The sequence below is a fragment of the Allochromatium palmeri genome (assembly GCF_009720725.1).
GTDB lineage: Bacteria > Pseudomonadota > Gammaproteobacteria > Chromatiales > Chromatiaceae > Thermochromatium > Thermochromatium palmeri.
Map to the genome: position 1 here is coordinate 73,750 of NZ_WNKT01000005.1, position 25,153 is coordinate 98,902.

A 25,153-nucleotide genomic window follows, 5' to 3' on the forward strand; every position below is an offset into this window, starting at 1 on the left:
CATCAGGCCGATTGTGATGGGTCGTGAGGGCCCATGAAACGTGCCTTTTTACTCCGAAAACGCATCGAAAGATTCGCCAGTTTGCGCAGCTCATCGCGTGGATGCTCGAACTCCAGCTCCAGGGTGACCAGATGCGGTCGGTCGCTGTCGCACTTATCATCGATGGATTGCGATTTGACTCGGGCGCGCAGACGCAGACCCGGAAAATCATCCGTGTGCTCAATCAGCAGCAACAGACTCTGGCCGACCCGATAGTCACCGAACGCACTGATGAACAGATATCCCTCAGCGACCTGGGACAACTTTTCGCGCATCTCCTCCTTGTCGTGAAGTACGAGTTCCAGCATGGGCCGGGTGGGCGTGGCTATCGCCTGTGCCGCTTGGTGTGCATTGGGCGAGAGCAATTCGATCAGTTTTTCGAGCCGCCGATCATCCTGATAACCGACCGTGGCGAATCGCACGCCTACCTGCTGAGATCCGGATTCCAGCGGCTGACAGCGTACAACGTCAGCTTCGATCAGAAAGCATTGCCCATTGGTCCAGGGAAAATGCAGGGTCAGTCGCTGACCGTCCTGAATGTCGAGATCGCTGGTGATGAAACTGGCCCCGCCCCAGGAAAGATCCTGATAGCGTGCTGTAATAGGCGTATCCGAACCGGGCCGGCTGACCCGGATGGGCACCTCGACACCGACCCGCCGCTGTAAGCGCTTTTCTTGCATGGCTGTATCGCTATGAATAGAAAATCACATGGACTTGATGCGCCTCGGCCAGACAGGCTATAACGACCTCGCACAGCGCATCCCCTGATCAGCGCCGCTCCATATCCAGACTCGATATCATGCAGAGACTCAAAAACGCGGCCTTGAACATGAAGCGCCTGCCGATCATCAGCCGCCTGTTGATACTGGCCGTGGTCATCGTCGTATCAATCGGCGTGTTGCTCCACTGGACGCGGGTTCAAGCGCCTGACTCCAGCCACGCACCACTGGAGTTGGCCGCACCGCCGACAGGCGGTGATTTTACACTGGATTCAGCGGCCGGCCCCGTGCGTTTGAGCGATCTGCGCGGACAGGTGGTGCTGATTTATTTTGGTTACACGTCCTGTCCCGACATCTGCCCGACCAATCTGGTCTATATCGCCAACGCCTTGCGTGCCTTGCAACCCGCCGAGCTGGAACGCACGCGCGTGCTCTTCATCAGTGTCGACCCGGAGCGTGACGATCCGTCGCGTCTGGCGAGCTATGTCGGTTATTTCCATCCCAATATCCTGGGACTCACCGGAACGCCCGCGCAGGTGGCCGAGGTCGCCAAACACTATGGCGCGGCCTATCGGCGCGTCGATGACACCGGCTCGGCCATGGTCTATCTGATCGATCATTCGGCCTTCACCTATGTGGTCGACCCCAGCGGGCGTCTGGTCCAGACACTCGGTCACGCCAGTCCGCCGGAGACGATCCTGGCCGCCATTCGCACGGCGTTCGGCGCCGAACCCTGATCCTCGACCGACGTCCGGATCGTTTCAACTATAGGAGAAATTCGAGCATGCACGCTATCCGCACCCTGTTCGCCGGCGCACTCTTGTCAAGCGCCAGTCTGACCCTCAGCGCCGCCGGACTGGACGTCGGCGACCCCTATGTCCGCGCCGTGCCGCCCGGACAGCCGAACAGCGCCGCCTTCATGTCGCTGCACAACGCCGGCGCCGAGGATCGCGCCCTGATCGGCGCTGAGAGTCCAGCCGCCGAGGTCGTCGAGCTGCACACCCATGTCGAGGAGGACGGAATGATGCGCATGCGCCGCATCGAACAGATCGCGGTGCCGGCCGGCGAAACCACGACGCTGGCCCCCGGCGGACTCCATATCATGCTGATCGGTCTCAAGTCCGATCTGCAACCGGGCCAGACCGTCGAGCTGACCCTGATCCAGGACGACGGCGAGCGCCTCGCGATTCAGGCGCCGGTGCGCCGTATCGAGCCAATGCACTCGTCCATGAACCATTGAGTCCCCGGCGAGCGTTCGATCCAAACGCCCTGCGGCTGAGATCGAACTCTCTGCGCCATCGGTGGTCTATCCGCACGCGCAATCCAGCCGTTCGCCCTCCTGAAGCGTCACGGATCCATGCATCCGGTTTGACCCGAGGGTCGAGCGTCTGATATACATTGCCGGATTTTCCCACCCCAAATCCACAAGTCGTCGGTCGCTGACTCGATGTGACCGCGAACACGAACAGAATTAGGCACTCGCATGAAGAAGACTTGGCTGACAACGGTTTCAGTGGCGGCAGTTTTGGCGAGCGGTCTGGCGCAGGCTGCTGAAGAACTCCAACCGGCGGATCCGGCGCGGGGCGAGACGAAGGCCAACACCATCTGCATGGCGTGCCATGGCCCGCAGGGCAACAGCGTCGTGCCGCTCTGGCCGAAGCTGGCCGGCCAGCATCCCGAGTACATCATGAAGCAGCTGATGGACTTCAAGGCCGGCAACCGCTACAACGTCCAGATGACGCCCATGGCGATGCCCTTGACCGAGCAGGAAGTGCTCGACGTGGCCGCCTATTTCTCGACCCAGACCCAGAGTGGCGGCCTGGCTGATCGTGAGCTGGCCGCAAAAGGCGAGGCGCTCTATCGCGCCGGCAACCCGGCGACCGGCGTGCCGGCGTGCAGCGCCTGCCACGGTCCGGCCGGCATGGGCCAGGGTCTGTCGAAGTTCCCGCGCATCTCCGGTCAGCATGCCGACTATGCCAAGCAAACGCTGGAGTACTTCCGCAAGGGTGAGCGCGCCAACGATCCCAATGGCATGATGCGCGGTATCGCCGCGCGCATGAGCGATCAGGAGATCGCGGCCGTGTCGCAGTACATCCAGGGTCTCTCGAATTAAGGGGGCGCTTCGCCCTCGACCGGATGGATCCAAAAGGCCGCGTATCGCGGCCTTTTTCACGAAGAGCCGGAGTGCATCCCCTCCGGCCTCCCGATCATAACCGCTCCAGGATTCGCCATGACCCTCGACCCCGCCGTGGTCAGTCGCTTCGTGCGTCTGCGCTGGACCATCTATGTCATTCTCGCCCTGGCCTATATGACGGCCTTCTTCCATCGCATGGCCCCGGGCGTGGTCTCGGCGGAACTGATGGCGGCTTTCCAGACCAGCGGCGTGGCGCTCGGCTCGCTGGCGGCGATGTATTACTACATCTATACCGCGATGCAGATCCCGGCCGGGGTGCTGGCCGATACCCTGGGTCCGCGCGTCGGGGTCACGCTCGGCTGTCTGGTGGCCGGGGCCGGTTCGGTACTGTTCGGACTGGCTGAGACCTTCGAGGCGGCCTCGGTCGGGCGACTGCTGGTCGGACTCGGAGTCTCAGTGATCTTTGTCGGACTGATGCGCTCCAATACCTTCTGGTTCAGCGAGCGTGTCTATGGCGCCATCAGCGGCCTGACGCTGCTGCTCGGCAATCTGGGGGCGATCCTGGCCGCCGGTCCGCTGGCGCTGGCGCTCCAGGCGACCTCCTGGCGCACTGTCTTCATCGGCATCGGGCTGTTCTCGGTGTTGATCGCACTCCTGACCCTGATCTTCGTGCGCAGCCGGCCCGAGGACGCGGGTCTGCCTTCGGTTCAGGAGCTGGATGGGTTGACGCCGCATCCGCCGCGCGAACGCCACTGGCTGCTCGATCTGCGCGGCGTGCTGACGACGGGCGCGGTCTGGCCGAGTTTCTTCGTCATGTTCGGCGTGACCGGCAGTCTGCTGGCCTTTGCCGGACTCTGGGGTGTGCCGCTGATGCGCGATGGCTTCGGACTGGATCGCACCACCGCTTCGCTCTATACCACGGTCGCCCTGAGCGGATTCGCGCTCGGCTGTCTGGCCATGGGCGCGCTCTCGGATCGTCTGGGACGGCGCAAGCCGGTCATCCTCGGCGCCAGCGCCTTGTCGCTGCTGCTGTGGCTGGCCTTGATCCTGCTGCCCTGGGGGCCGGGCTGGAGCGGGCTGCTGCTCTATGGTCTGCTCGGGTTGGTGGCGGGCGGCTTCGTCGTCGGCTATGCGGTGGCCAAGGAAGTCGTCGCGCCCGGTGTCGCCGGCATGGCGATCGCGCTGGTCAACACAGGGCTGTTTCTGGGCGCGGCCATCATGCAGCCGGCCTTTGGCTGGACCATGGATCTGACCTGGGATGGCACACTCGTCGATGGGGTGCGGGTCTATGCGTTTGCCGACTACCGCAACGGACTCTGGCTCTCGGCCGGATTTGCCGGCATCGGTCTGATCGCCGCGCTCTTCGTGCGTGAGACAGGCTGCCGGAACCTCACGCTGAGCGAGCGGCCCGCCTGAGTCACGTTCGGGGGTCTAAACGCTCATTCCGAGGCTTTCAGCCAATGTGCCGCCAGTTCATCAGGCATCAATGGACGGTCGTAGAGATAGCCCTGCCCCTCGACACAGCCCTCACGAAACAGAAAATCGGCCTGTTCGCGCACCTCGATGCCCTCGGCCAGCACCTCCAGCCCGAGTGTATGCGCCAGGGCAATGATGGCGCGTGCGATCGAGTCGTCGTTGACGTCCTGCGTCAGCCCCTCGACGAACGAGCGATCGATCTTGAGCCGGTTCAATGGCAGACGTTTCAAATACGACAGCGACGAGTAGCCGGTCCCGAAATCGTCGATCGCCAGCGTCACGCCCAGCGTACGCATCGCATTCAAAGCGAAGATGGCCATATCGGCCTGGCGCATGAGCTTGGACTCGGTGACTTCCAGTTCCAGTCGCTTGGGGTCCAGTCCGGTGCACGCCAGGATCTCAGCGATCTGACCGGGAAGCTCAGAGCGTTCGAGTTCACGAACCGATAAATTGATGGCCAGACGCGGGACATAAAGACCGGCGGCATCCCAGGTGGCCATCTGGCGACAGCCCAGTTCGAGCACCTTGAGCCCGAGTTCATCGATCAGACCCAGCTCCTCGGCCATGGGGATGAAGAGACTCGGCAGCAGCATCCCGAGTGTCGGATGCGGCCAGCGGCAGAGCGCCTCGACGCCCATGAGTGCGCCTGTGGTCAGATCGACCTGCGGCTGATAGTGCAGAATAAATTCATCGCGCTGTAAGGCCAGGCGCAGATCGTGCTCCAGATGCAGGCGCTCGATCGCGCCCTCTGACATGGCCGGCTCGAAGAAGCGAAAGCCGTTGCGGCCGGATTTCTTGGTCTGGTACATGGCGACGTCGGCGTGCTGAACCAGGGATTCGCGCTCGCGACCATCGCCTGGATAGAGGCTGATGCCGATACTCAGGGTAACGAAGAACTCACGCCCGGAGATTTCGAGCGGCTGGCTGAACTCACCCATGATCCGGTCGGCAAAGTGCGCGGCAAAATGCGGCGCTGGAATATCTTCCAGGATGATCACGAACTCATCCCCCCCGAGCCGGGCGATGGTATCGACCGTGCGAATCTGCGCCGACAGGATCTCAGCAACCCGGCACAGCAACGCATCCCCGACATGATGGCCCAGCGTGTCGTTGACCTCCTTGAACCGGTCCAGGTCCAGGAACAGTAGCGCAAACTGACGCCGATAGCGCCGGGCACGCTGTAGACACTGCTCCAGCCGCGTCTGGAAATACGCGCGATTGGGCAGGCCGGTGAGCGCGTCATGATGGGCCAGATAGTCGAGCCGCTCACTGGTCTCGCGCAGACGCTGACGCTGGCGGACCTCTTCGGTGCGGTCGAGGATAGCGCAGACATAGTGCTGGGTACCCTCGCTCAGACTCGGGATCGAGGCGATATGCAGATCGCCGATGAAATCCCCTTCCACTCTGGCGCGAAAATGCACTTCGGAGAGCACGATCGAGGCCTCCGGGCGCAAGTCGCCCCAGGCATCGATGACGCTCGCGCGATCGGACTCGTTGATGAGCCGGGCGAAGAAATGCTGATGGAAATGGGTGCCGCGCAGGTTGAACAGGCGTTGCGCGGCCAGATTGGCTTCCTGGATCAGACCCTGGCGATCGATCACCAGCTCGGCGATCGGCAGCGTATTGAAGAACGAGGTGAAGCGCGCCAGCGCGTCCTGCACCTGATGCTGACTCTGCACCAGTTCCTCGTTCTGGATCTCCAGCTCGGCCTGATAGATGCGCAGATTCTCGACCAGGGCCTCCAGGCCGGGCTCTTCGTTGCTCAGCAGTTCCTCAGCCAGGTCGAAACGCTGCGCACGCAAGGCCGCCAGCGCCCGGGCGCGCAGATCGGCCGATAAGCCGCCGAACCCGTTTTCGGGCCAGTCAACGCTCTTGATGACGCCGAGCCGAGCGCGCGGCTGGTCACTCATGCCGGCCCTCTGTCCAGTGCGTGATGTCGATATAGCTGACGACGACACCCGCGCGCGCATGCCGGATCGGTGCGACATACATCAGATAATGCGGCGTCTCGTCCCCCGGTTGGCTCGGATACTCCAGACAGAAGAACGGGCGCTCGCCGGTCATGACCTGCTTGATGCCCTCCAGTACTTCGCTTGCATGGGGCGCGCTCGCCAATTGGCCGCTCTCGCAGGCGGCGAGATAATCACCGCCGACCCCGGTCTCCTTGAGTTCGGGGTCGCCGTGCTCGCACGCGAAGTCGCGCCAGGCGCTGTTGACCATGGTCACGACGCCCTTGCTGTCGAGCACCGCGACATGCTCGGGCAGCGAGTCGAGCACGGCTTGCAAGTGCTCGATGTCGCGCAGGGTGGTCACATCGACGAAGGTCGCGACCGCTCCGCGCGGCTCGCTGGTGCGCACGGCATAGGGCAGGACACGCACCAGATATTGACGGTTATTGACCGCCTTGATTTCGTGTTCGAGCATCTCACCACGGACGATGGTCTGACGCAGATCCGTGATGAATTCGGGGTACTGGAGCAGATTGGTAAAGTCGTCGATCGGGCGGCCCAGGTCGCCATCGCGGATCTTGAACAGCGTCGTGGCCTCGGGCGTGAAACGGGTCAGGCGTAACTGTGCATCGACGAAAATAGTCGCGATCGAGGCGGCCTTGGCCATGCCGTCGAGATCGGCGTTGAGGCGGTTGAGGATTTCGATTTTTTCCTGGTTCTCGGCGTTGACCGTGTAAAGCTCTTCGTTGACCGATTGCAGCTCCTCGTTGGAGCTTTGCAGCTCCTCGTTGGAGGCCATGAGTTCTTCGTTGGTGGCCTGCAACTCTTCGTTGGCCGTCTCCAGCTCCTCGATGGTGGCCTGGAGACTCTCGCGGGTGGCGGCCAGTTCGCGCTCCAGGTTCTCGATGCGCTGGCTGGTCTCGCGATCCAGACTGATGGTCTCAATCGGTTTGGCGGTTTCGCCATCGATGATACGCAGTGTACCCAGCTCGGGCGGACTCACATCATCCGGGCTATAGCTGGTCACAGGCTCGAAGGACAGCAGCAGATGCAGCTCGCCGCCCGGCGGCTCAACCGGACGCGCCACCAGACGCAGGCGCTCGTTGCGATCGTCGGCAAGCGCCAGCCCGATGATGTCCGAGCGCAGCGGCACCCGGTCGCGCGCGGCCTTGTAGAGTAGCGCCTTGGCGACAGCGACCAGAGAGGCCGGGAGGAGTTTGGACAGATCCAGACTGACGCTGCCCTCGCCGATGCGCAGATAGGAGCCGACATCCCCGAAGACATGCAGCAGATCATGGCGCTGGTTGAGCAACAGACTGGTCGGCGCATAGCCGTGCAGCAGCAGCCCCTGGGCGGTGTCGATCGCGGCGGCGTCAGTCGCTACACCCCGCGTCCGCATCCCGGATCGCGGCGGCGAAGGAACGATCGGCGACTGGCGCGCGCGCGGCGTATTGGCCGCATCCAGCGGGAGACCGACATGGCGCAGGATGCGGTAGATCTTGTGCTTGGAGCTGACCGCTGTGAAATCGGTGTGCAGGTTGGCGATGGTTTCGCTCGGACCGAGGAACATGAAACCGCCGGGAGCCAGGGCGTATTGCAGCCGGCGCAGGGCGCGTTCCTGGGCCTCAGGTCGGAAATAGATCAGCAGATTGCGGCAGGAGACCAGATCCATGCGCGTGAAGGGCGGATCGTCGAGCAGATTGTGGCGCGCGAAGACGATGCTCTGACGGATCTCGGTTTTGACCACGAAGTGGTTGCCGCGCTTGATGAAGAACTGCTCCAGACGCTCGGGCGAGATCTCGGCAGTGATGGCCTCGGTGAAGACGCCGGCACCGGCGACCTCGATGTTCTGCGGCTCGACATCGGTGGCGAACAGCTTGAAGTTCGGCCAGCGACGCGCCGTCTCGAACGCCTCGGCGAAGAGAATGGCCAGCGAATAGGCCTCCTCGCCGGTGGCCACACCCGGCACCCAGACCCGGATCGGCTGGTTGCCGTTGTGATCGCTGACGATGGTACGCACGGCGGTCTCGGCCAGCACCTCGAAGGCATCCGGATCGCGGAAAAAGCTGGTCACCGGGATCAGCAGCTCGCGCCTGAGCGTGGCCAGCTCGCCGCGGTCGGCGCTCAGGAGGCGTACATAGTTGAGCAGGTCCGGGGTCTGGCGCACTTGCATCCGGCGCTCCATGCGCCGCATCACGGTGGCCGGTTTGTACTCGCGGAAGTCGATGCCGCCCGAGTGCTGCAACAGATGCATAACCTCTTCGTGCGCGCTGTCGCGGTCGATCTCCATCGACATCGAGGGCGGGCGCACCTTGGGCTGCGGGCGCTGATGGATATGATCGAGCAGACGCGGCCCGATCTCCTCGGGCGGCAGGATGGCATCGACCAGACTGGTGGCGATGACACTGCGCGGCATCCCGTCGAACTTGGCGGTCTCGGGATCCTGGGCGACCAGAAAACCACCAGCGTCGTTGATGGCCACCGCGCCTCGGGTGCCGTCCGAGCCAGTGCCGGAGAGGATGACGCCGATGGCGTGGTTGCCGAACCCCTTGGCCATCGAGCTGAAAAACAGATCGATCGGCAGGGTCAGGCCGCGTGGATTCTTCGGACTCAGACGCAGGGTGTTGCCACTGACGGTCATCAGGCTCGCCGGCGGGATCAGATGCACCCGGTTGGCCTCGATGCGCATGTCATGCTCGACGGTCACCACGGGCATGGGCGTGTGACGCGCGAGCAGGTTGGCCATCATGCTTTTGTGATCGGGCGAAAGATGCTGGACGACGACATAGGCCGCGCCCGTATTCGCCGGCAGTCCCTGGAAGAACCGCTCCAAGGCATCGAGACCACCGGCCGAGGCGCCGATGGCTACCACATAGGCATCGAAGCGACCAGGATTTGACGCCTGATCTACCTCTCCTGTCGCTTTCGGGTCACTGGACATACCACTAGGCTCCTCTCTGCTGTTCGTGTCGAACCGCGTTCACGATGACAGCATGGTTTCGAGAGCCTGCCAGTCCGACCATCGACTCCGGCAACTGTCTTCAGCAACGCGGTTTGAATATCGGATCCATTATATTCAAACCGCGCGCGGATCAGTTCCTGATCGTCGCCGGCCTGGCCGGCGTCCAACCATCGATCATCTGCATCGTACCCATGCCGACCAGACCGCCGATCAGCATCGCCAGATAGAGCACGGCAAAGGGCTGCTCGACCAGGGCGAATCCGAGCAGGGCCAGCCCGGCACCCAGCTCCAGGATGCCACTGCGCCAGATGGGTGTTCGCGCGCTCTTGCTGTCGCGTGCCTTAGGCGTGCGCACGAACTCGGTGCGATGCCCGAGCAGAGCCTCCAGACCACCGCGCGCGTTCGACAGCAGCAATCCGCTCGTCAACGCCAGGGCGCCCAGAATCTCGGTCGCCGTCAGACGCCAGCCCTCGCGGTGTCCGGCCATGGCCAGAAACCCGATGGGCGCGGCAAAACCCAGAAAGGACGTGATGAAGGCCACCCGGCTCAGCCCCTCGCCGGCGACCACGGCACCGGCCATGAAGGGCAGCCCCATGATGAGACAGGCCACGCCCACCACGAAGGCCAGCGGCTGGCCGATCTGGAAGCTGATCATGAGCTTCTGCCAGACGGGCAGGCGCCGACTGCGCCACACCATGGGCGTCAGCTTGATGAAGCACTGCACGAAGCCCTTGGTCCAGCGGAATTGCTGCACGCGCCAGGCACGCGCCGAGGTCGGCAGCGAGCCGGGCACGACCAGATCGCCCATGAAGCCCGAGCGCCAGCCGGCGAGATTGGCGCGCAGGCTCAGATCCAAGTCCTCGGTGAGGGTGTCGCCATCCCAACCGCCGGCCTCATAGATAGCGGCACGACGCCACAGTCCGCAGGTGCCGTTGAAGGGCAGCGGCAGACCCAGACGCCAGCGCGCCTCCTGTTCGACGCCGAAGTGCGAATCGAGCAGGCGGGCCTGGATGCGGGTGAGCAGGCTCTCGTCGCGATTGAGGTGGCCCCAACGGGTCTGAACATAGGCCAGATCGGGGTTGGCGACGAGCGCGCCGACCGTCCGCTGCAGAAAATCGGACGGCGGGATGAAATCGGCATCGAAAATGGCGACGAAGGGCGCCTCGGAGCGTTCGAGTCCGGCGGCCAGTGCTCCAGCCTTGAAGGCGGTGCGCTGGACGCGGTGCAGGAGTTCAACGCGCACGCCCTGTTGTTTGAGCGCCGCGACCGCGCGCTGACTGATGGCCAGCGAGCCATCGATGCTGTCGTCGAGCACCTGGATCTCCAGACGGTCGCGTGGCCAGTCGAGCGTCATGACTGCGTCCAGGATGCGCTCGACCAGCTCGCCTTCGTTGAAGAGCGGGAGCTGCACCAGGACGTGCGGACACTCCGCCGCGGTGAGCCTGGCCTGGGTGAGCGGCCGGCTGGGCAGAAAACGACGCGCGAGGGTCAGGGCGACCAGATTGAGAGAACAGAAGGCTAGGATGACGAGGCCGAGTATCAGGTAGTACTCGACCGAAGTTTCAGCCGCAAGCATGGCTTGAATTCCGCTGGGTGAGGGATGGACTGAAGACAGAACGCGCACCGGATTCAAACCGACTGTGTGGCGTCGAGAGGCTGACGCCTCTATCCGATGTCTCTCGAATCATCGACGGAGGTCAGAACGCGCCCCCCTGGACATGAAGAAACAGGTTGCTGTAATCAAGGGTGATACAGCATAGGTCCGCCGAATGCAGACAGCAAGCCCGGCACCCAAGAAATTACAACATGATGCGGTCAATACGACGCACGGCCACCCACATGCAAACGCCCTCACGGCGGAGGGCGTTTCCAGGTGCGATCCTGACCGCCGTCAGACTCAGCCTTCCCCGGTGATGCGCTCGTACTTGGCGCGCAGCTCGTCCTCGCTCTCTTCGTGACTGGGATCCTTGATGATGCAGTCGACCGGGCAGACCTCGACGCACTGCGAGGTCTCGTAGTGCCCGACACACTCGGTGCAAAGCGCTGGATCGATCACATAGGTCTCGTCACCCTGCGAGATGGCGCCGTTGGGGCACTCAGGCTCGCACACATCGCAATTGATACACTCATCGGTAATCATCAGGGCCATCGGAATACTCCTTCTGCTTCGTTCGAAATCAGGTTGGGTGGTGTGTCGGGCGGATCTTATCCAAACCGCGCGCGCAATGCAGCCTGTACCGTCGGGGTGACGAAGGTCGAGACGTCGCCCTTGAGCCGGGCGATCTCACGCACCAGCGACGAGGAGATATAGGCGTACTGCTCGGCCGGGGTCAGAAAGAGCGTCTCGATGTCGGGCGCCATGCGCCGGTTCATCCCCGCCAACTGGAACTCGTACTCGAAGTCCGAGACGGCACGCAGCCCGCGCATGATGACCGAGACCCCGAAATCGCGCGCGAAATTCACGAGCAGACCCTCGAAGGGCAGGATCTCGACATTGGCATGATCGGCGATGCTGCTGCGTACCAGCTCCACGCGCTCCTCGGTCGAGAACAGCGGCGTCTTGCCGGTATCAGCGGCCACCGCCACCACCACCCGGTCGAACAGACGTGCTGCACGATGGATGAGATCCACGTGTCCGTTGGTGATGGGATCGAAGGTTCCTGGATAGACCACGGTGCGCAAGCATTGGCTCCTCTTTGGCGTGCCCGACGGGCGGCGGTTCGACTCGGTGGTCCGCCGCGCCACGGCCAAGACCGCCGACCAGACCACCGGCGCGCAACATAGCACAAACCGCGCGGGCTTACCGACACGCTGGATTGACGCTGGCCAAGCCATAGCGCACCTGGCCTGCTGTCTTGTCACGGATCAGCTCCCAGGACTCAGGCAGCGGCGGAAAGCCGACGTGAACCGGCGCTTCCAGATAGACCCGCGACTCGGGCACCAGCCAGCCATGACGGTCGAGCCGCTCAATGGCCGGCGCCAGCAGATCCTCGGCGAACGGCGGGTCGAGAAACACTAGATCGAAGGGTGTGCCCGGTGTTGTCTCCAGCCAGGCCAGGGCATCGGCCTGATGGACCTGGAGATTGGCGGCGCCGAGCAGCTCGGCATTGAGGCGCAACTGTCGGGCGACGGCGGCGGCACGTTCGATCAGCACCACGTCGCCCGCACCGCGCGAGAGTGCCTCGAAGCCCAGCGCCCCGCTCCCGGCAAAGAGATCCAGACAGCGCGCGCCCTCGATCAGCGGTGCCACCCAGTTGAACAGCGTCTCACGCACCCGATCCGGGGTCGGGCGCAATCCCGGCTGATCGGGAAAGCTCAGACGACGGCCACGATGGCGGCCGCCGATGAGACGCAACTGATTGGCTGGACGCGCTCTAGGGTGTGCCACGGACCGCCGGCCCCTGTTCAGAGGCTGCCGCTGATGCAGCCGCTGAAGTGTCGGACGGCGCGCCGACCGTGACGATGGCCAGCCGCTCCGGATGGACGCGCCGCGCGAAGGCGTCACGAATCTGCTCGGTCGTGACGACCTCGATACGCGCGCGGAAGCGGTCGAGATAGTCGAGCGGCAGATCATAGAAGCCGATCACGGCCAGATACTGCACGATGTTGCTGTTACTGGCGATCTTGAGCGGAAAGCCGCCGGTGATGTTTTTCTTGGCCGCCGTCAGTTCCGCCTCAGTCGGGCCCTGGTTGATGAAGCGCTTGAGTGTGTCGAGCAAGACCGCGAGTGCCTGCTTGGCCTGATCGTTGCGCGTCTGGAGCGACATGAGGAAGGGGCCGGGCTGGGCGAGCGGCAGGAAATAGCTGTAGGTGCTGTAGGACAGACCGCGCTTCTCACGGATCTCGTCCATCAGGATCGAGACCAGACCACTGCCACCCAGAATGTGGTTGCCGACATAGAGCGTGAAATAGTCCGGATCACCGCGACGCATTCCCGGCTGTCCGGCCAGCACCGTGGTCTGGCTCGACGGAAACGCGATCGTCTCCAGATTTTCGTGTGCCAGCGCCGGCACCTCGGGCAGTGGCCCGGCCGGCTCGCCGCTCGGCAGGCCGGCGACGAGTCGCTTGGCCAGGGCCTCAGCGCCGGCACGGTCGAGATCGCCGACCAGGGCCAGCACCGCGTTGGCGCCGACATAATGACGCGCGTGGAAGTCGACCAGCGCCTCGCGCGGCAGGGTCGCGATCGACTCAGGCGTGCCGGATGGATCTGTGGCATAGGGATGGGCGCCGAAGACGGCGCGATAGAGTGCTTTTTGCGCCACGCTGCGCGGTGACTCCTCGTCCTGACGCAGGGCGATGAGCCGGTTCTGGCGCACGCGCTCCAGTGCATCCGGGGCGAAGGTCGGTCGTGCGATCAGGGTCGCAAAGGTGTCGACAGCGGTGTCGAAGGCCGGCTGACGGGTCAGGGTCCGCAGCGAGATCATGGTCATGTCGCGATCGGCGCTGGCGCTCAGGATGGCGCCGACGCCATCGAGCCGATCAGCGATGACATCCGCGTTCCAATCGCCCGCGCCCTCGCTGAGCATGTCGGCGGTCATCGAGGCCAGACCTGGCTGCTGACCATCGCGGGCGCTGCCGGCCGCCAGCACCAGACGCGCATCGACCATCGGAATTTCAGGCGCGGCGACGAAGAGCACGCGCGTACCGTTCTCGGTGTTCCAGGTCTGGATATCGGGCGTGGCCTGCGCCAGCGGGCTGGCGATCAGCAGGGTTCCGGCAAGCCAGGCGCTCAGATGGCGCGTGGCGCGCTCGACCCGGTCGGACGGTCGTTCAATGCACATGGGTCTGTCCTCCGGCCTGGGGACGGGCGGCGGTTTGGGCGCTGGATTCCAGCGGTTGCGGGTCGAGGATGGCGACCGTCAGCCGCTCGGGGGTCAGATATTGGCGCGCCACGGCCTGGATCTGCTCGGGCGTGACCTTGGCGAGCTGGTCGACATAGGTGTCGGACAGACGCCAGTCGAGCCCGATGGTTTCGAGCAGCCCGATCTGCATCGCCTGATAGAAGAGCGAATCGCGCTCGAAGACCTTCGCGGCGATGACCTGATTGCGCACCCGCTCCAGCTCGGCGGCCTCGACCGGCTCGGACTGGACGCGCGCGATCTGTTCGCGCAGAGCGGCTTCGAGCGTCTCAGCGGTTTGACCCTTGGCCGGCACCCCCTCGAACAGGAACAGCCCCGGCAGACGCTCGAAGGCGCGATAACTGGCACCCGCCGAGGCAGCGATCTGACGTCCGCGCACCAGCTCGCGTGAGAGACGCGCGCTGTCGCCGCCATCGAGGATAGAGGACAACAGTTCCAGCGCATAGGGTTTCCAGGGTGCGTCGGCATCGGCCAGCGAGGGCGTCTTATAGCCCATCAGCACATAGGATTCCTTGGCCGGCGCTTTGACATGCAGACGCTTTTCGCCGAGCTGCTCCGGCTCCGCCTGGGTCTTGGGCGGGCGGACGGTCTCGGCGGCGAGCGGACCGAAGTGCTTCTCGGCCAGGGCGAAGACCTGATCCGGCTCGACATCGCCCGCAACCACCAGGATGGCATTGTTCGGCGCATACCAGAGTCGGTACCAGTCGCGCGCGTCCTCGAGACTGAGCTGCTCCAGATCACCCGGCCAGCCGATCACCGGATTGCGGTAGGGCGAGGCGTCATAGGCGGTGGCGCTGAAGCGTTCATAGGTCAGGGACTGCGGATCGTCGTCGGTGCGCATGCGCCGCTCCTCCTTGACCACTTCCAGCTCTTTCAGGAACTCCTTTTCGCTGAGCTTGAGATGACGCATCCGCTCCGCCTCCAGCTCGAAGGAGACCTCCAGCCGATCGCTGGCGAGATTCTGATAGTAGGCAGTGTAATCGCGCCCGGTGAAGGCGTTCTCCTCGCCACCGTTCTCGGCGACGATGCGCGAGAACTCGCCCGGCGCCAGATGCTCGGTGCCCTGGAACATCATGTGCTCCAGGACGTGCGAAACACCGGTGATGCCACCGTACTCATAGCTCGACCCGATGCGATACCAGACCTGTGAGGTCAGGATGGGCGCGCGATGATCGGGCTTGACCAGGATCTTGAGTCCGTTGTCGAGCTGGCGCTCGTGGACCTCGGTCGCAGCCAGGGCTGGGCCAAAAGTCAACAAAAGTAGCATGAACGCGACTAAGTGTTGCAAAATGGAAACTCCAAATATTGAACGCCATGAATTATATGAGTGTATATGGGCATCTGGGGCGAGCCTGAGTTCCCCGTACACAGCGCCTAGCCACACGCGAACAGGAGATATGATACCCGCCCAAGAGAGCCACGAGTCTGACTATGGTATCGAGTCAGTCGTTTATGAAGGCAAAAGTGTACAGGTTAGCCAGCCAGCCACTCACGCACCCACAAACCCTGAAGCCAGATCATGCATCAAGTCACTTTTTGTGCTTTCAAATGCATGGATTTCCCAGGTCACTAAAGTTGCAAGGCATGTCGCAGAATTTCGCTGCATTCCCGGATAGACTGTCAACATTGCTGCAACCTATGATGGAGCCATGTCTGCCGCCAATCACAGCCTTGGCTATACTTGAGCGTAAGATGGTTTCAGGGATTTAACTCCAATGCACAAATCGATTTCGCATCGTTGGTTTGCAATCTTTGCCACGCTACTCCTGTTGGCGCCTGGGCTATCCGCCATGCCGATCAACCTTGGTGATGCGGCTCAATTCAACGCCATCGTCCTCGGAGGCATGCGGGGCGTGCAGTCAGATGTTGAGGGGCGTCTTGCCGTTCAAGGCGATCTCTACATGCAGGATTTTTCGATCGGTCTACTGCTGGAAAATTCGTCAGGCAGCAGGAATGATCTGATCGTCGGTGGCAATGCGACGATTCGCAACACGCGCATTGAGCATGGCAATGCCGTGGTGGCCGGCGATGCAAATACTGACGAAACCGTTGGCTTTTACTCGGGGCATGATCCAAGCATTACAAATGGGGAATTACTCGAGGGCGACGCTCTTGATTTTGAAGCACTGACTGCTGACCTCTTGAATCGCTCCAGTATTTGGGGGAAGCTAGAGAGCACAGGCCAGACGCTAGAGAATCGTAACGATGAAAACGAACTCTATGATCTCCGCTTCATTGGCAATAATGATCTGAACATTTTCAATGTGAACGCCGATGCACTTTCCTCACCTGACAAGCGCATCACTTTCGACATCCCCGCTACATCTCTTGCATTGGTGAACGTCTTCGGCACAGACGTAAATCTATTCAACACAGGCTTCTTTCATACAGCATCCAGCAACGACACACAGTTGCCCGACAATGACCATAATTCTGGAATACGTCATGATGGCAGTCTAACCAATGGCATCCTGTTCAACTTCGTCGATGCAATAAACCTGAATATTCACAGCATCGGAATCAAGGGTAGTATTTTGGCTCCGCTGGCATCGACAACCTTCTACAACGGGCATATCGATGGTAACTTCATCGTCAAGGACTTGAACCAAAACACCCAAGACACGAGCCGGCTTACAGGTCAAATCAACAACTATTTCTTTAGAGGACAACCGACACCGGCTGCCGTTGATGAGCCGCCGATAGTGCTGCTTCTGCTGATAGCTATTGCATCGTTATCAAGCAGCAACTCAATTCGCAGAATGGCGATCAAGGGAAGCGCCTCGTAAGTCATGGAATCACAGTGATCCAGAACGCTTCGTAGCTACCAATGCACGAGTCCCTATTATACGAATGCTTCGTTTAGCCGCTTTTGTCATTGTCTGCGCACTCATTGCCCTAGCCGCCTTACCCGTCGACAACATTGCTCAAATCCAACTGTCCGTCGGTATCCTGCTGACACTGCTGTTGTTACGCCCACTGGCGTACCGTCGCCCGCCGTTCGATGACCTTGGTCGCTTTTTGCGCATCCTATTCATCGTGCTCGCCCTGCTGTTGAGCATCCGCTATTTCTGGTGGCGAACGTCCAGCACCCTACCGACACAGGACATAGCAAGCCTCTTGGCGGGTTTGCTGCTCTACGGCGCCGAGTTGTTCGCGTTCATCGTCATGGTGGTCGGTGCCTTCGTATCGATCCATCCGCTCAACCGTCCGATCCTGCCCATGCCTGATGACCGCTCGACCTGGCCGACGGTCGACGTCTTGGTGCCGACCTATAACGAATCCGACTCATTGCTGGAAACGACCCTACTCGGTGCACTGGGGATCGATTATCCAGCCAATAAAATCCGGATCTATCTACTCGACGACGGCTCGACTCGAGCCAAGCGAATCCAATCCGATCCAGAGCGTGCGCGTGAAGCACGCGAACGCCACAGACGGCTCAAAAAACTCTGCACAAAACTCGGCGTTCGCTATCTGACCCGTGAACGCAATGAATCGGCCAAAGCCGGAAATCTCAATCATGCTCTTGATTACATCCAGGGCGAATTCATCCTGATACTCGATGCAGATCATATTCCGACACGCGACATTCTGACCAATACCCTTGGGTGGCTGATCTGCGACCCAGGAATCTTCCTCGTCCAATCGCCACATTTCTTCGTCACGCCCGATCCCATCGAGAAAAACCTTAAAACCTTCCAGCAGATGCCAAGCGAACAGGAGATGTTCTACACCAACGTGCAGCGCGGCATGGACTTCTGGAATGCGTCATTCTTCTGTGGTGCCGCCGCCGTCTTGCGCCGCCGCCATCTCGATGAGATTGGTGGAATCAAGGGGCAAACCATCACCGAAGATGCCGAAACGGCGCTCGCGCTACATGCACGCGGTTATCGCAGTGCCTATATATGGAGGCCGATGATCGCCGGCTTACAGCCGGAGAACTTCATCAGCTTCGTCAAGCAGCGTACACGCTGGGCGCAAGGCATGACACAGATCCTGATCCTGAGCAATCCATTGCGTATCCCTGGATTGTCCTGGTGGCAGCGTCTGGCCTATCTCAATAGCATGCTGTTCTGGTTGTTTCCCTTTGCACGCATCGTTTTTCTTTGCGCACCCTTGGCGTATCTGTTTCTGGGACTGGGCATCTACAATGCTTCGATCAATGAAGTCCTGATTCTGGCGCTGCCACATGTGCTGTCAGTGGTCATGCTGTCCGATTATCTCTACGGCAATGCGCGCTGGGTCTTTGTCTCCGAGTTCTATGAACAACTGCTAGCGCTTTTTCTGATCAGGCCATTGATTCAGGTCTTACGTTCGCCACGGCATCCCCAGTTCGAGGTGACGGCCAAGGGCGAGATCCAGGATCAGGACCATATCTCACCCTTGATCCGCCCGCTCTATAGCATGATCGGACTCACGACGATCGGCCTGGCCATCGGCGTGTGGCGCTATTTCGAATCGCCCTGGGAACGCGACACGGTCATACTGACCATGACCTGGGCCTCGATCAATCTGATCATGCTGCTCGGCTCGCTAGGGGCCCTGGTCGAACGGCAACAGCGCCGGGTTGCGGTACGCATCCCCTGTCGTTATCCAGCACAGATTCAGGCAGCTGGGCGCCTCATCGAAGGCGAGACGGAGGATCTGTCAGTCACGGGTATCGGCTTGATCATCAAAGCGGAAGACGCCGAGTGGCTGCGCCGACACCCACCCGACTGGGTGCGTCTGCAAGGTACAAGCATCAAAACTGGTCGCATAGCGGTCAGACTCCAAAACATCCGCGCGCATGCCGAGACGGCGCAACTCGGATTGCTGCTGGTCGCACCCACGCTCGATGATTGCCAGGCGATCGTGTCGCTGGCCTATTCCGGCAGTGAACGCTGGCGCGACATGCTGCGTCAGCGTAATCGACGTGTTGGTGTACTCAAACCGCTCGTCTTTTTGTTTGCGCTTATGTTCCGTTATCTCGGTGACCACCTGCGCCTGAGATGGCAAGCAGTGCTGATCTGGATGCGGACACACTTCCCGTTTGGTTCGAGAGTCATTCGATGAAATATGCCAACTTCCACTCCAGGCGCGACCGCGCCCGGTCGATACCGAACCAACATGCATTTCTGAGCCTGTTACTGACGATGGTCTTGCTCACCCCGAGTCTTGGTATCGCTCAAGCCACCACCGAGGCCGTGCTCGACGAATCGACGACGGAGGCAGGCGACGGGACGAATGCCGCCAGTGCAGCAGGAACCCGTCGCATCGAGCGCTCACTGGCGAGCTTCACGGATGCCTTCAAGGATGCGCGACTGCTGGGCAGCCGCGCCCAGATCAACTTCGATATCCCATTGCCGGCACGCTGGGAACCCCGTGAACTCCGACTCGATCTGGTCTACCGCAATTCGGTGAACCTGTTGCAGGCGCACTCTCAACTGCGCGTCGAACTCAACGGCCTCATCATCGCCCAGCTGAGGTTGGATCCAGAGCGCCCGGAAGGGCGTGCCCAGATCCGTCTGCCGCTCGATTTGCTGCGAGTTGGCTACAATCAGCTCGTCTTTGCCGTCGCCCAGCATACGCTGGTCGAAGACTGCGAGGATCCGGGCGCACCCGAACTCTGGACGCAGATCGACACCCAGGGTTCACGCCTGCATCTGGACTATGAGCCTCGTTCGCTGAACACCAGCCTGTCGGCACTCGAAGAACTCTTCGATGCACGTCTCTGGAACAAGGAACCCTGGCGCATCCTGATGCCCCCGTCTCAGAATGCCGCCCTGGACGATGCACAGTTGACCTGGGGAGCCTTGGTCGCCCAAGCCATTGCGATCCATCTGGGCTTCGTGCCTCCAACCGTCGAATCCGCCCCCTTGACCCTGGGTACGGCTCAGGACGGATCTCAACGGCGTTTTGCCGCGCTGAACGCTTCCGATCTACTCGATCGTGATGCCATCCTGATCGGCACTCGCGATCAGCTGCGCCCCATATTGGGTGCCGAGTGGGCATCGAGCGTCACCGACGGTTATCTGGCGCTGTTTGCACAGCCTAACGACGACACGCGCGCCCTACTGATCGTCTCGGGACGCGATGCACAAGAGGTCGAGCGCGCCGCCACGACACTGGCATTTATGGAGACCCCATTTCCCGATCGAGCGCAGGTTTTGGTGAGCGATCTGATACCGCCGGACATCCCAGCCAACAGTGGACCCGGCCTCCTACCAGGCGGAGTCAAAGCACGTTTCATGGACTTGGGAGCATCGACCACAACGCTGGTCAGCCCGCTTGCGCCCGCGAGTTGGTTCACGGATCCCGGTTTCTCCGGCTCAGGCACTCAGGTCAGCGCTGTCCAGCGCCATCTTCGACTGGATTTTTGGATTCAACCGGACTTCCACATTATGGGTTCGGAGGACGCGATTCTCAGCCTGAACTTCAGCTATGGTGCGGCTTTCAGAGGCGACTCCGTGCTTAACCTGCTCGTCAATGGTGTCTTCGTTCGGGGCATTCCGCTCGATGATCCAGTCGGCGCGAGCCTCTACGACTACAGGCTACGCATTCCAAGCAGCCTGTTACGTGCCGGTCCAAATCGGCTCGAACTCGTCCCCATGCTGGTGCCGCTGAAGACGGATCGCTGCCAATTGCGCCAAGGCGAAAATTTGTTGATGACGGTCTATGGGGACTCGGCGCTCCAGCTTCCATTCATGACACAATTCAGTCGACTCCCCGACCTGGCGCTACTGGTACAGTCGGGTTTCCCCTGGATACGTGATCTACAAGGCCGTGACCTGGCCGTACAGGTCGTCAGTGGCTCTCGGGAGGCCGCTGGTGCGGCCTGGACGTTGCTGGCGCGACTCGCTCAGATCAATGGCGTGCCCCTGCATCGGGCGCGACTTGGAACCGCTCCCGATACCGAGGGTCGCGAATCGATCGTGGTCGGTGTATTGAACGATCTGGACCCAGTCTTGAGAGACGCCGCCCCCCTGTACTTGGGGGAGAAAACCAGCCGGATCGACTACACGACCTTACGGGTACTCACCGAACCCGAGACTGCGCTCGCCTGGTGGGAAAGCCCCCTGGCGATCCTACAGGGATGGTTCACAGCACGACCGGCTGAACCAAGGGAGTTCGAAAGCCATGTGACCTATGCGGGCCACCCCTTGGGGCGCCTGGGATTACTCATGGCCTTCGAGTCTCCGACCCAGACAGGACGCTCGGTACTCCTGTTATCGGCGACTGAACCGCAGCGGCTTCTGGAGCGGGCGACTCAGATCGTCCAACCCGAGTACTGGTTCAATGTGCGCGGATCACTCGTTCTATGGAATGACAAACCCGACGAGCTACGCTGGCAACCGGCACGCCAAACGTTCATTATCGGAGAGGGACCAACCGAAGCGCGATTGTCTTATCTGTTCGGCCACTATCCACAGGCTCTGCAGGCACTTCTGTTGGGTCTGGCCGCCTTACTGGCCTTGCTGTTGCTGATACTCATGCGTCGATTCAGACGCCGTCATCATCCACTGATCCATCATGAAGACAACTAATCGTCTCCTGACCGCCCTGATCATTCTGGTCTGCATGGCCACGACAGCCATGGCCGCGCCCGGTTGCCTCTGGCAATCGCGAGCAGACGACAACTGGCGTCTGTTCAAGGAGCGTTTCATCGAACCGGATGGCCGCGTCATCGATACGGGAAATGGCGGAATCACGCACTCTGAGGGTCAGGGATTCGGCCTGCGTCTGGCCGTTTACCATGACGATCGCGAGACATTCGAGCGTCTCTGGAGATGGACACGCCATCATCTCTATGTCCGTGGCGACTGGCTGGCGGCCTGGCGCTGGCGGCCGGGCGCCGAGCCACCGATCGAGGATCGCAACAACGCCACAGATGGCGATCTCTTCATCGCTTGGTCACTGAGCCTAGCCGCCGAACGCTGGAACGAGCCGAGCTATCGGGAGAGCGCCCAAGCCATTGCCACCGAGATTCGCTCCCAACTGCTGCGCGAGAGTTCCTTGGGTCCACTCCTCTTGCCTGGCGCGGTGGGCTTCGAGCGCGACGATGGCCTGATCCTGAACCCTTCCTATTGGGTGTTTCCCGCCCTGCAAGAGCTCGCGCGGCTCGAACCGGATCAACCCGTCTGGTCGAGGCTGATCGAGAGTGGCCGGAATCTACTGGATCAGGCCCGTTTCGGGCGTTGGGGTTTGCCGCCAGACTGGATCGCACTCAAGGACGACACCCTGACCTTCCCACAGGATTTCGCGCCCCGTTTTGGCTATGACGCGATTCGTGTGCCGCTGTATCTGGTCTGGGGTGGCCTGGATGACAACGAACGCCTCGCGCCCTTCATCCAGTATTGGCGGCACTTCGGTTATACATCCAAGCAGCCCGACTGGGTCGATCTCACCAATAATGCACCCAGTCCGCATGCTGCCCCTCAGGGTATCCGTTCGCTGATGGCATTGACTGAGTTCGTCGGTTCCGATGACGCCGCCCATGTGCTGCGCCTGCCCGACCTCCAGGGCGAGCACGACTACTATGGCGCCGTACTCGCGCTGCTGTTGGAGGTCGCGCTCGATACCTGGTGTCGAACCTCCGAATCCTGATCCTCGCCAAATGAGCGGTTCGATCCCATGCCAAACGCTGTCTCACCGATTCGCCTGATTCCACTAGGCGGGCTGTTGCTGGGGATTGCCTCGGTACAGGCCGCTCAGGAAACGCTGCTGGAGGATCAGCGTCAGACTCAGGGAGAGATCATCGAGAGCCAGAAACGCCCGGCGCAGGTGGTCCCTGAAACCTCGGTTCAACGAACGACGTCGTCACCCCAGCTCATTGATGCCCCGGAACCATCGGACTCCGACTCGCCGCCCATCGTCTGGCCGGCTGCCGAGAGGCTTCCACAAGAGCGGTTCTATTCAGCGGGCCGACGTGCGGAACCCTATCTGTGGGCACTGCTCAATGAAGCTCGCTACGCTGAACTGAATCGCGAGATCGAGCGCTTGCGTCGCGAAGATCCCGTCTGGGAGCCGCCGACCGATCTGCTGCACTGGCTGCGACATCATTTGCAACTCGCGGCCCGGCCGCAACCGTCACAGCGCACAGCGGCGCCCGTCTCCAAGCCTGCACTGACACCGCGACAACGCCGTACACTGGCCTATGAACGAGACGTCGCCGCGGCGGCCCGTCTGCAGCGCCAAGGCCGCAGTGAGTCCGCGCTAGAACGCCTGGCACCTTGGGAAGCGCGCATCCAGAAAACGCGCGATGTCGATCGCTTGATGCTACTGGCTTGGATTCGGCTCGGAGCCGGCCAAGTCGAGCAAGCACTTGCCGACTTCCGCCGATCCTCGACCTGGCGCCCAAATGCGGAGGCGGCGCGAGGAGAATTATTGGCCCTGGGACAGCTGGGGCGTGACGACGAACTGATAGCGATCGCTGCACCCCTGGTCGCGCGCTGGCCAAGTCTCCGCCAAACGGCGATGGATGTTCTGCGAGCGACCGCTGCGGATCGGCATGAACAGGGTGACTATGAAACCACCGGCCGTCTCCTGGACGTCGCGCTCGCTCTTGATGCGACCGATCGAGCCACCCAACAGTTGATGGCGTGGAACGACTTTAAGCGCGAGCACTGGCGCGAGGCGGCCAGTCGTTTCCAATCCCTGTATCGCGAGCAACGGGATGAAAACAACGCGCGCGGCCTGACCTTGAGTCTGGGACGATTAGGTGCTCAGTCTGAATTGGCGGACCTGGCCAAGCAGGATGACGGGCCTTTGAACCGGCTCTGGCGTCAAGGACGCGCGCGCGAAGACTATGATACCAAGCGCTTCGTCAATGCCTGGCATCAAGCCCCGGAATCCTTCACCGACCTGACCGGGATCGACAGTCATAGCTTGCTGACCGGCATGAGCCTGAGCTGGCGTTCGGGCGAATCCGGCATGGCGCGGCTGAGAGACTGGCGTTTGCCAATCCTGATCCAAGAGTATCGCCATGGCGCGGTCAGCGTTCAGGCTCGGATCGAGCGTGTGAATCTGGACGCCGGCACGCTGGCGCCCGGACGCCTTGTCGGTTCGCCCACAGCGGATCTAGCAGCGCCTTATCCGTTTGCACCCACGACGACACTAGATAACGGATTGAGACCGGAAATCCAGATAGGCCGCGAAGACCGACTCAGCTGGACGGCCGTGCTGGGCTTGACGCCGACTCAAGGCGAGCTGCCCCCTAGCCCCAATGGATCACTGACCCTATCCCAGGCCGGCAGAGGTGGCTCCTGGTCGGCCAAGCTCGAACAGAGTCCCGTGCGTGAAAGTCTGCTGTCCTACACTGGACTGCGCGATCCCTACACTGGAGACACTTGGGGCCAGGTCCATCGTCGCGGCGTCTCGCTCCAAGGCTGGCGTATCCTGACACCAACCTGGGTGATCGCCGGGTCGCTGCAAGCCCACGCCTACACTGGGCATGAAGTCGCCAACAACCATGGCTTCGCGAGCCGTGTCTCGCTCGGATACGACCTGGCGCAACCAGGTTTCGACTACATCAACCTGGGGCCTTTTATCGACTATCGTCACTTCGATCGTAACCTCAGCCACTTCACCTATGGTCATGGCGGTTACTACAGTCCACAGCGCGATATAGGGGTTGGATTGTCGTTGAACTTTCAGACCGAGGAAGCGCGTCCTTGGCTACTTAGAGGCACCCTGCACACTGGTTGGCGCCGCCAAGAGCAGGACTCCAGCCCCTGGTTCCCACTCTCTCCGGATGGGCGATACTACCCGAGCCAAGATAACAGCGGCCTGGCCGCTGGGTTCGTACTCGAGGGCGCCTGGCGCCTGAGTCCACACTGGCAGTTGAGCGGGAGCGCTTTCATCGATCATAGCCCCGATTTCGAACAAGGCGGAATCATGCTCTTATTGCGTTATCAGTTCGAGCCGCGCCGAGCCTTGTTCAGCGACGATCTGCGCGCATCTGTGTCCTTCGATTGATCCTGCTCGATCAAGGCTGATCCGACAGCGATCCGGGGGGTGATCTGTTAGCATTACCGCTC

The 25,153-nt window shown here is 61.6% G+C and carries 18 protein-coding genes; 9 read left to right on the top strand and 9 right to left on the bottom strand.

Features of this window, described 5'->3' with window-relative positions; genetic code table 11:
• Window positions 1-2: 2 nt before the first annotated feature.
• Window positions 3-719 carry a PilZ domain-containing protein gene (locus GJ668_RS04045; protein WP_155448835.1) on the bottom strand — a complete coding sequence of 239 codons (717 nt, stop codon included), beginning with the start codon at window positions 717-719 and terminating at the stop codon, window positions 3-5.
• Window positions 720-838: 119 nt separating this feature from the next.
• Here GJ668_RS04045 and GJ668_RS04050 point away from each other — a divergent pair, with 119 nt between their 5' ends.
• The 4 genes from GJ668_RS04050 (at window position 839) to GJ668_RS04065 (ending at window position 4,308) form a co-directional block, all read left to right on the top strand.
• On the top strand, window positions 839-1,495 hold the full coding sequence (locus GJ668_RS04050) for an SCO family protein (RefSeq protein ID WP_246194620.1): 657 nt from the start codon (window positions 839-841) through the stop codon (window positions 1,493-1,495).
• 47 nt (window positions 1,496-1,542) lie between these two features.
• A complete protein-coding gene (locus tag GJ668_RS04055) occupies window positions 1,543-1,998 on the top strand; it encodes a copper chaperone PCu(A)C (protein ID WP_155448836.1) in 456 nt (151 codons plus the stop codon).
• Window positions 1,999-2,241: 243 nt separating this feature from the next.
• A complete protein-coding gene (locus GJ668_RS04060; protein WP_155448837.1) occupies window positions 2,242-2,871 on the top strand; it encodes a c-type cytochrome in 630 nt (209 codons plus the stop codon).
• A gap of 117 nt (window positions 2,872-2,988) precedes the next feature.
• Complete coding sequence (locus GJ668_RS04065) at window positions 2,989-4,308, top strand: MFS transporter (RefSeq protein WP_155448838.1); 1,320 nt, start codon at window positions 2,989-2,991, stop codon at window positions 4,306-4,308.
• 23 nt (window positions 4,309-4,331) lie between these two features.
• Here the strand turns inward: GJ668_RS04065 and GJ668_RS04070 are convergent, their stop codons facing one another.
• From GJ668_RS04070 to GJ668_RS04105, 8 genes are all read right to left on the bottom strand, one after another.
• The gene (locus tag GJ668_RS04070; protein WP_155448839.1) at window positions 4,332-6,278 is read right to left on the bottom strand and encodes a putative bifunctional diguanylate cyclase/phosphodiesterase; all 1,947 of its coding nucleotides are present in this window, start codon (window positions 6,276-6,278) and stop codon (window positions 4,332-4,334) included.
• Complete coding sequence (locus GJ668_RS04075; protein WP_155448840.1) at window positions 6,271-9,258, bottom strand: chemotaxis protein CheB; 2,988 nt, start codon at window positions 9,256-9,258, stop codon at window positions 6,271-6,273. Before GJ668_RS04075 ends, GJ668_RS04070 begins: the two co-directional genes overlap by 8 nt.
• A gap of 151 nt (window positions 9,259-9,409) precedes the next feature.
• A complete protein-coding gene (locus tag GJ668_RS04080) occupies window positions 9,410-10,855 on the bottom strand; it encodes a glycosyltransferase family 2 protein (protein ID WP_155448841.1) in 1,446 nt (481 codons plus the stop codon).
• 321 nt (window positions 10,856-11,176) lie between these two features.
• Complete coding sequence (locus GJ668_RS04085) at window positions 11,177-11,428, bottom strand: YfhL family 4Fe-4S dicluster ferredoxin (protein WP_155448842.1); 252 nt, start codon at window positions 11,426-11,428, stop codon at window positions 11,177-11,179.
• Window positions 11,429-11,484: 56 nt separating this feature from the next.
• Window positions 11,485-11,961 (bottom strand): pantetheine-phosphate adenylyltransferase, encoded by a 477-nt coding sequence (gene coaD / locus GJ668_RS04090; RefSeq protein ID WP_155448843.1) that lies wholly within the window; start codon window positions 11,959-11,961, stop codon window positions 11,485-11,487.
• 118 nt (window positions 11,962-12,079) lie between these two features.
• Window positions 12,080-12,667, bottom strand: a complete 588-nt coding sequence (gene rsmD, locus GJ668_RS04095; protein ID WP_186342876.1) for a 16S rRNA (guanine(966)-N(2))-methyltransferase RsmD — start codon at window positions 12,665-12,667, stop codon at window positions 12,080-12,082.
• Window positions 12,654-14,060, bottom strand: a complete 1,407-nt coding sequence (locus tag GJ668_RS04100; protein WP_155448844.1) for a M16 family metallopeptidase — start codon at window positions 14,058-14,060, stop codon at window positions 12,654-12,656. Before GJ668_RS04100 ends, rsmD begins: the two co-directional genes overlap by 14 nt.
• Complete coding sequence (locus GJ668_RS04105) at window positions 14,050-15,405, bottom strand: M16 family metallopeptidase (protein WP_155448845.1); 1,356 nt, start codon at window positions 15,403-15,405, stop codon at window positions 14,050-14,052. Before GJ668_RS04105 ends, GJ668_RS04100 begins: the two co-directional genes overlap by 11 nt.
• A 448-nt stretch (window positions 15,406-15,853) precedes the next feature.
• Here GJ668_RS04105 and GJ668_RS04110 point away from each other — a divergent pair, with 448 nt between their 5' ends.
• The 5 genes from GJ668_RS04110 (at window position 15,854) to GJ668_RS04130 (ending at window position 25,091) form a co-directional block, all read left to right on the top strand.
• Entirely contained in the window at window positions 15,854-16,924 is a 1,071-nt protein-coding gene (locus GJ668_RS04110) for a choice-of-anchor A family protein (protein ID WP_155448846.1), read from the top strand.
• 64 nt (window positions 16,925-16,988) lie between these two features.
• Entirely contained in the window at window positions 16,989-19,190 is a 2,202-nt protein-coding gene (bcsA, locus tag GJ668_RS04115; protein WP_155448847.1) for a UDP-forming cellulose synthase catalytic subunit, read from the top strand.
• Entirely contained in the window at window positions 19,187-21,661 is a 2,475-nt protein-coding gene (locus tag GJ668_RS04120; RefSeq protein WP_186342877.1) for a cellulose biosynthesis cyclic di-GMP-binding regulatory protein BcsB, read from the top strand. Before bcsA ends, GJ668_RS04120 begins: the two co-directional genes overlap by 4 nt.
• Window positions 21,648-22,721 carry a family 8 glycosyl hydrolase gene (locus tag GJ668_RS04125; RefSeq protein ID WP_155448849.1) on the top strand — a complete coding sequence of 358 codons (1,074 nt, stop codon included), beginning with the start codon at window positions 21,648-21,650 and terminating at the stop codon, window positions 22,719-22,721. The genes GJ668_RS04120 and GJ668_RS04125 overlap by 14 nt, the downstream gene beginning before the upstream one ends.
• 27 nt (window positions 22,722-22,748) lie before the next feature.
• Entirely contained in the window at window positions 22,749-25,091 is a 2,343-nt protein-coding gene (locus GJ668_RS04130; protein ID WP_155448850.1) for a cellulose synthase subunit BcsC-related outer membrane protein, read from the top strand.
• Window positions 25,092-25,153 lie beyond the last annotated feature (62 nt).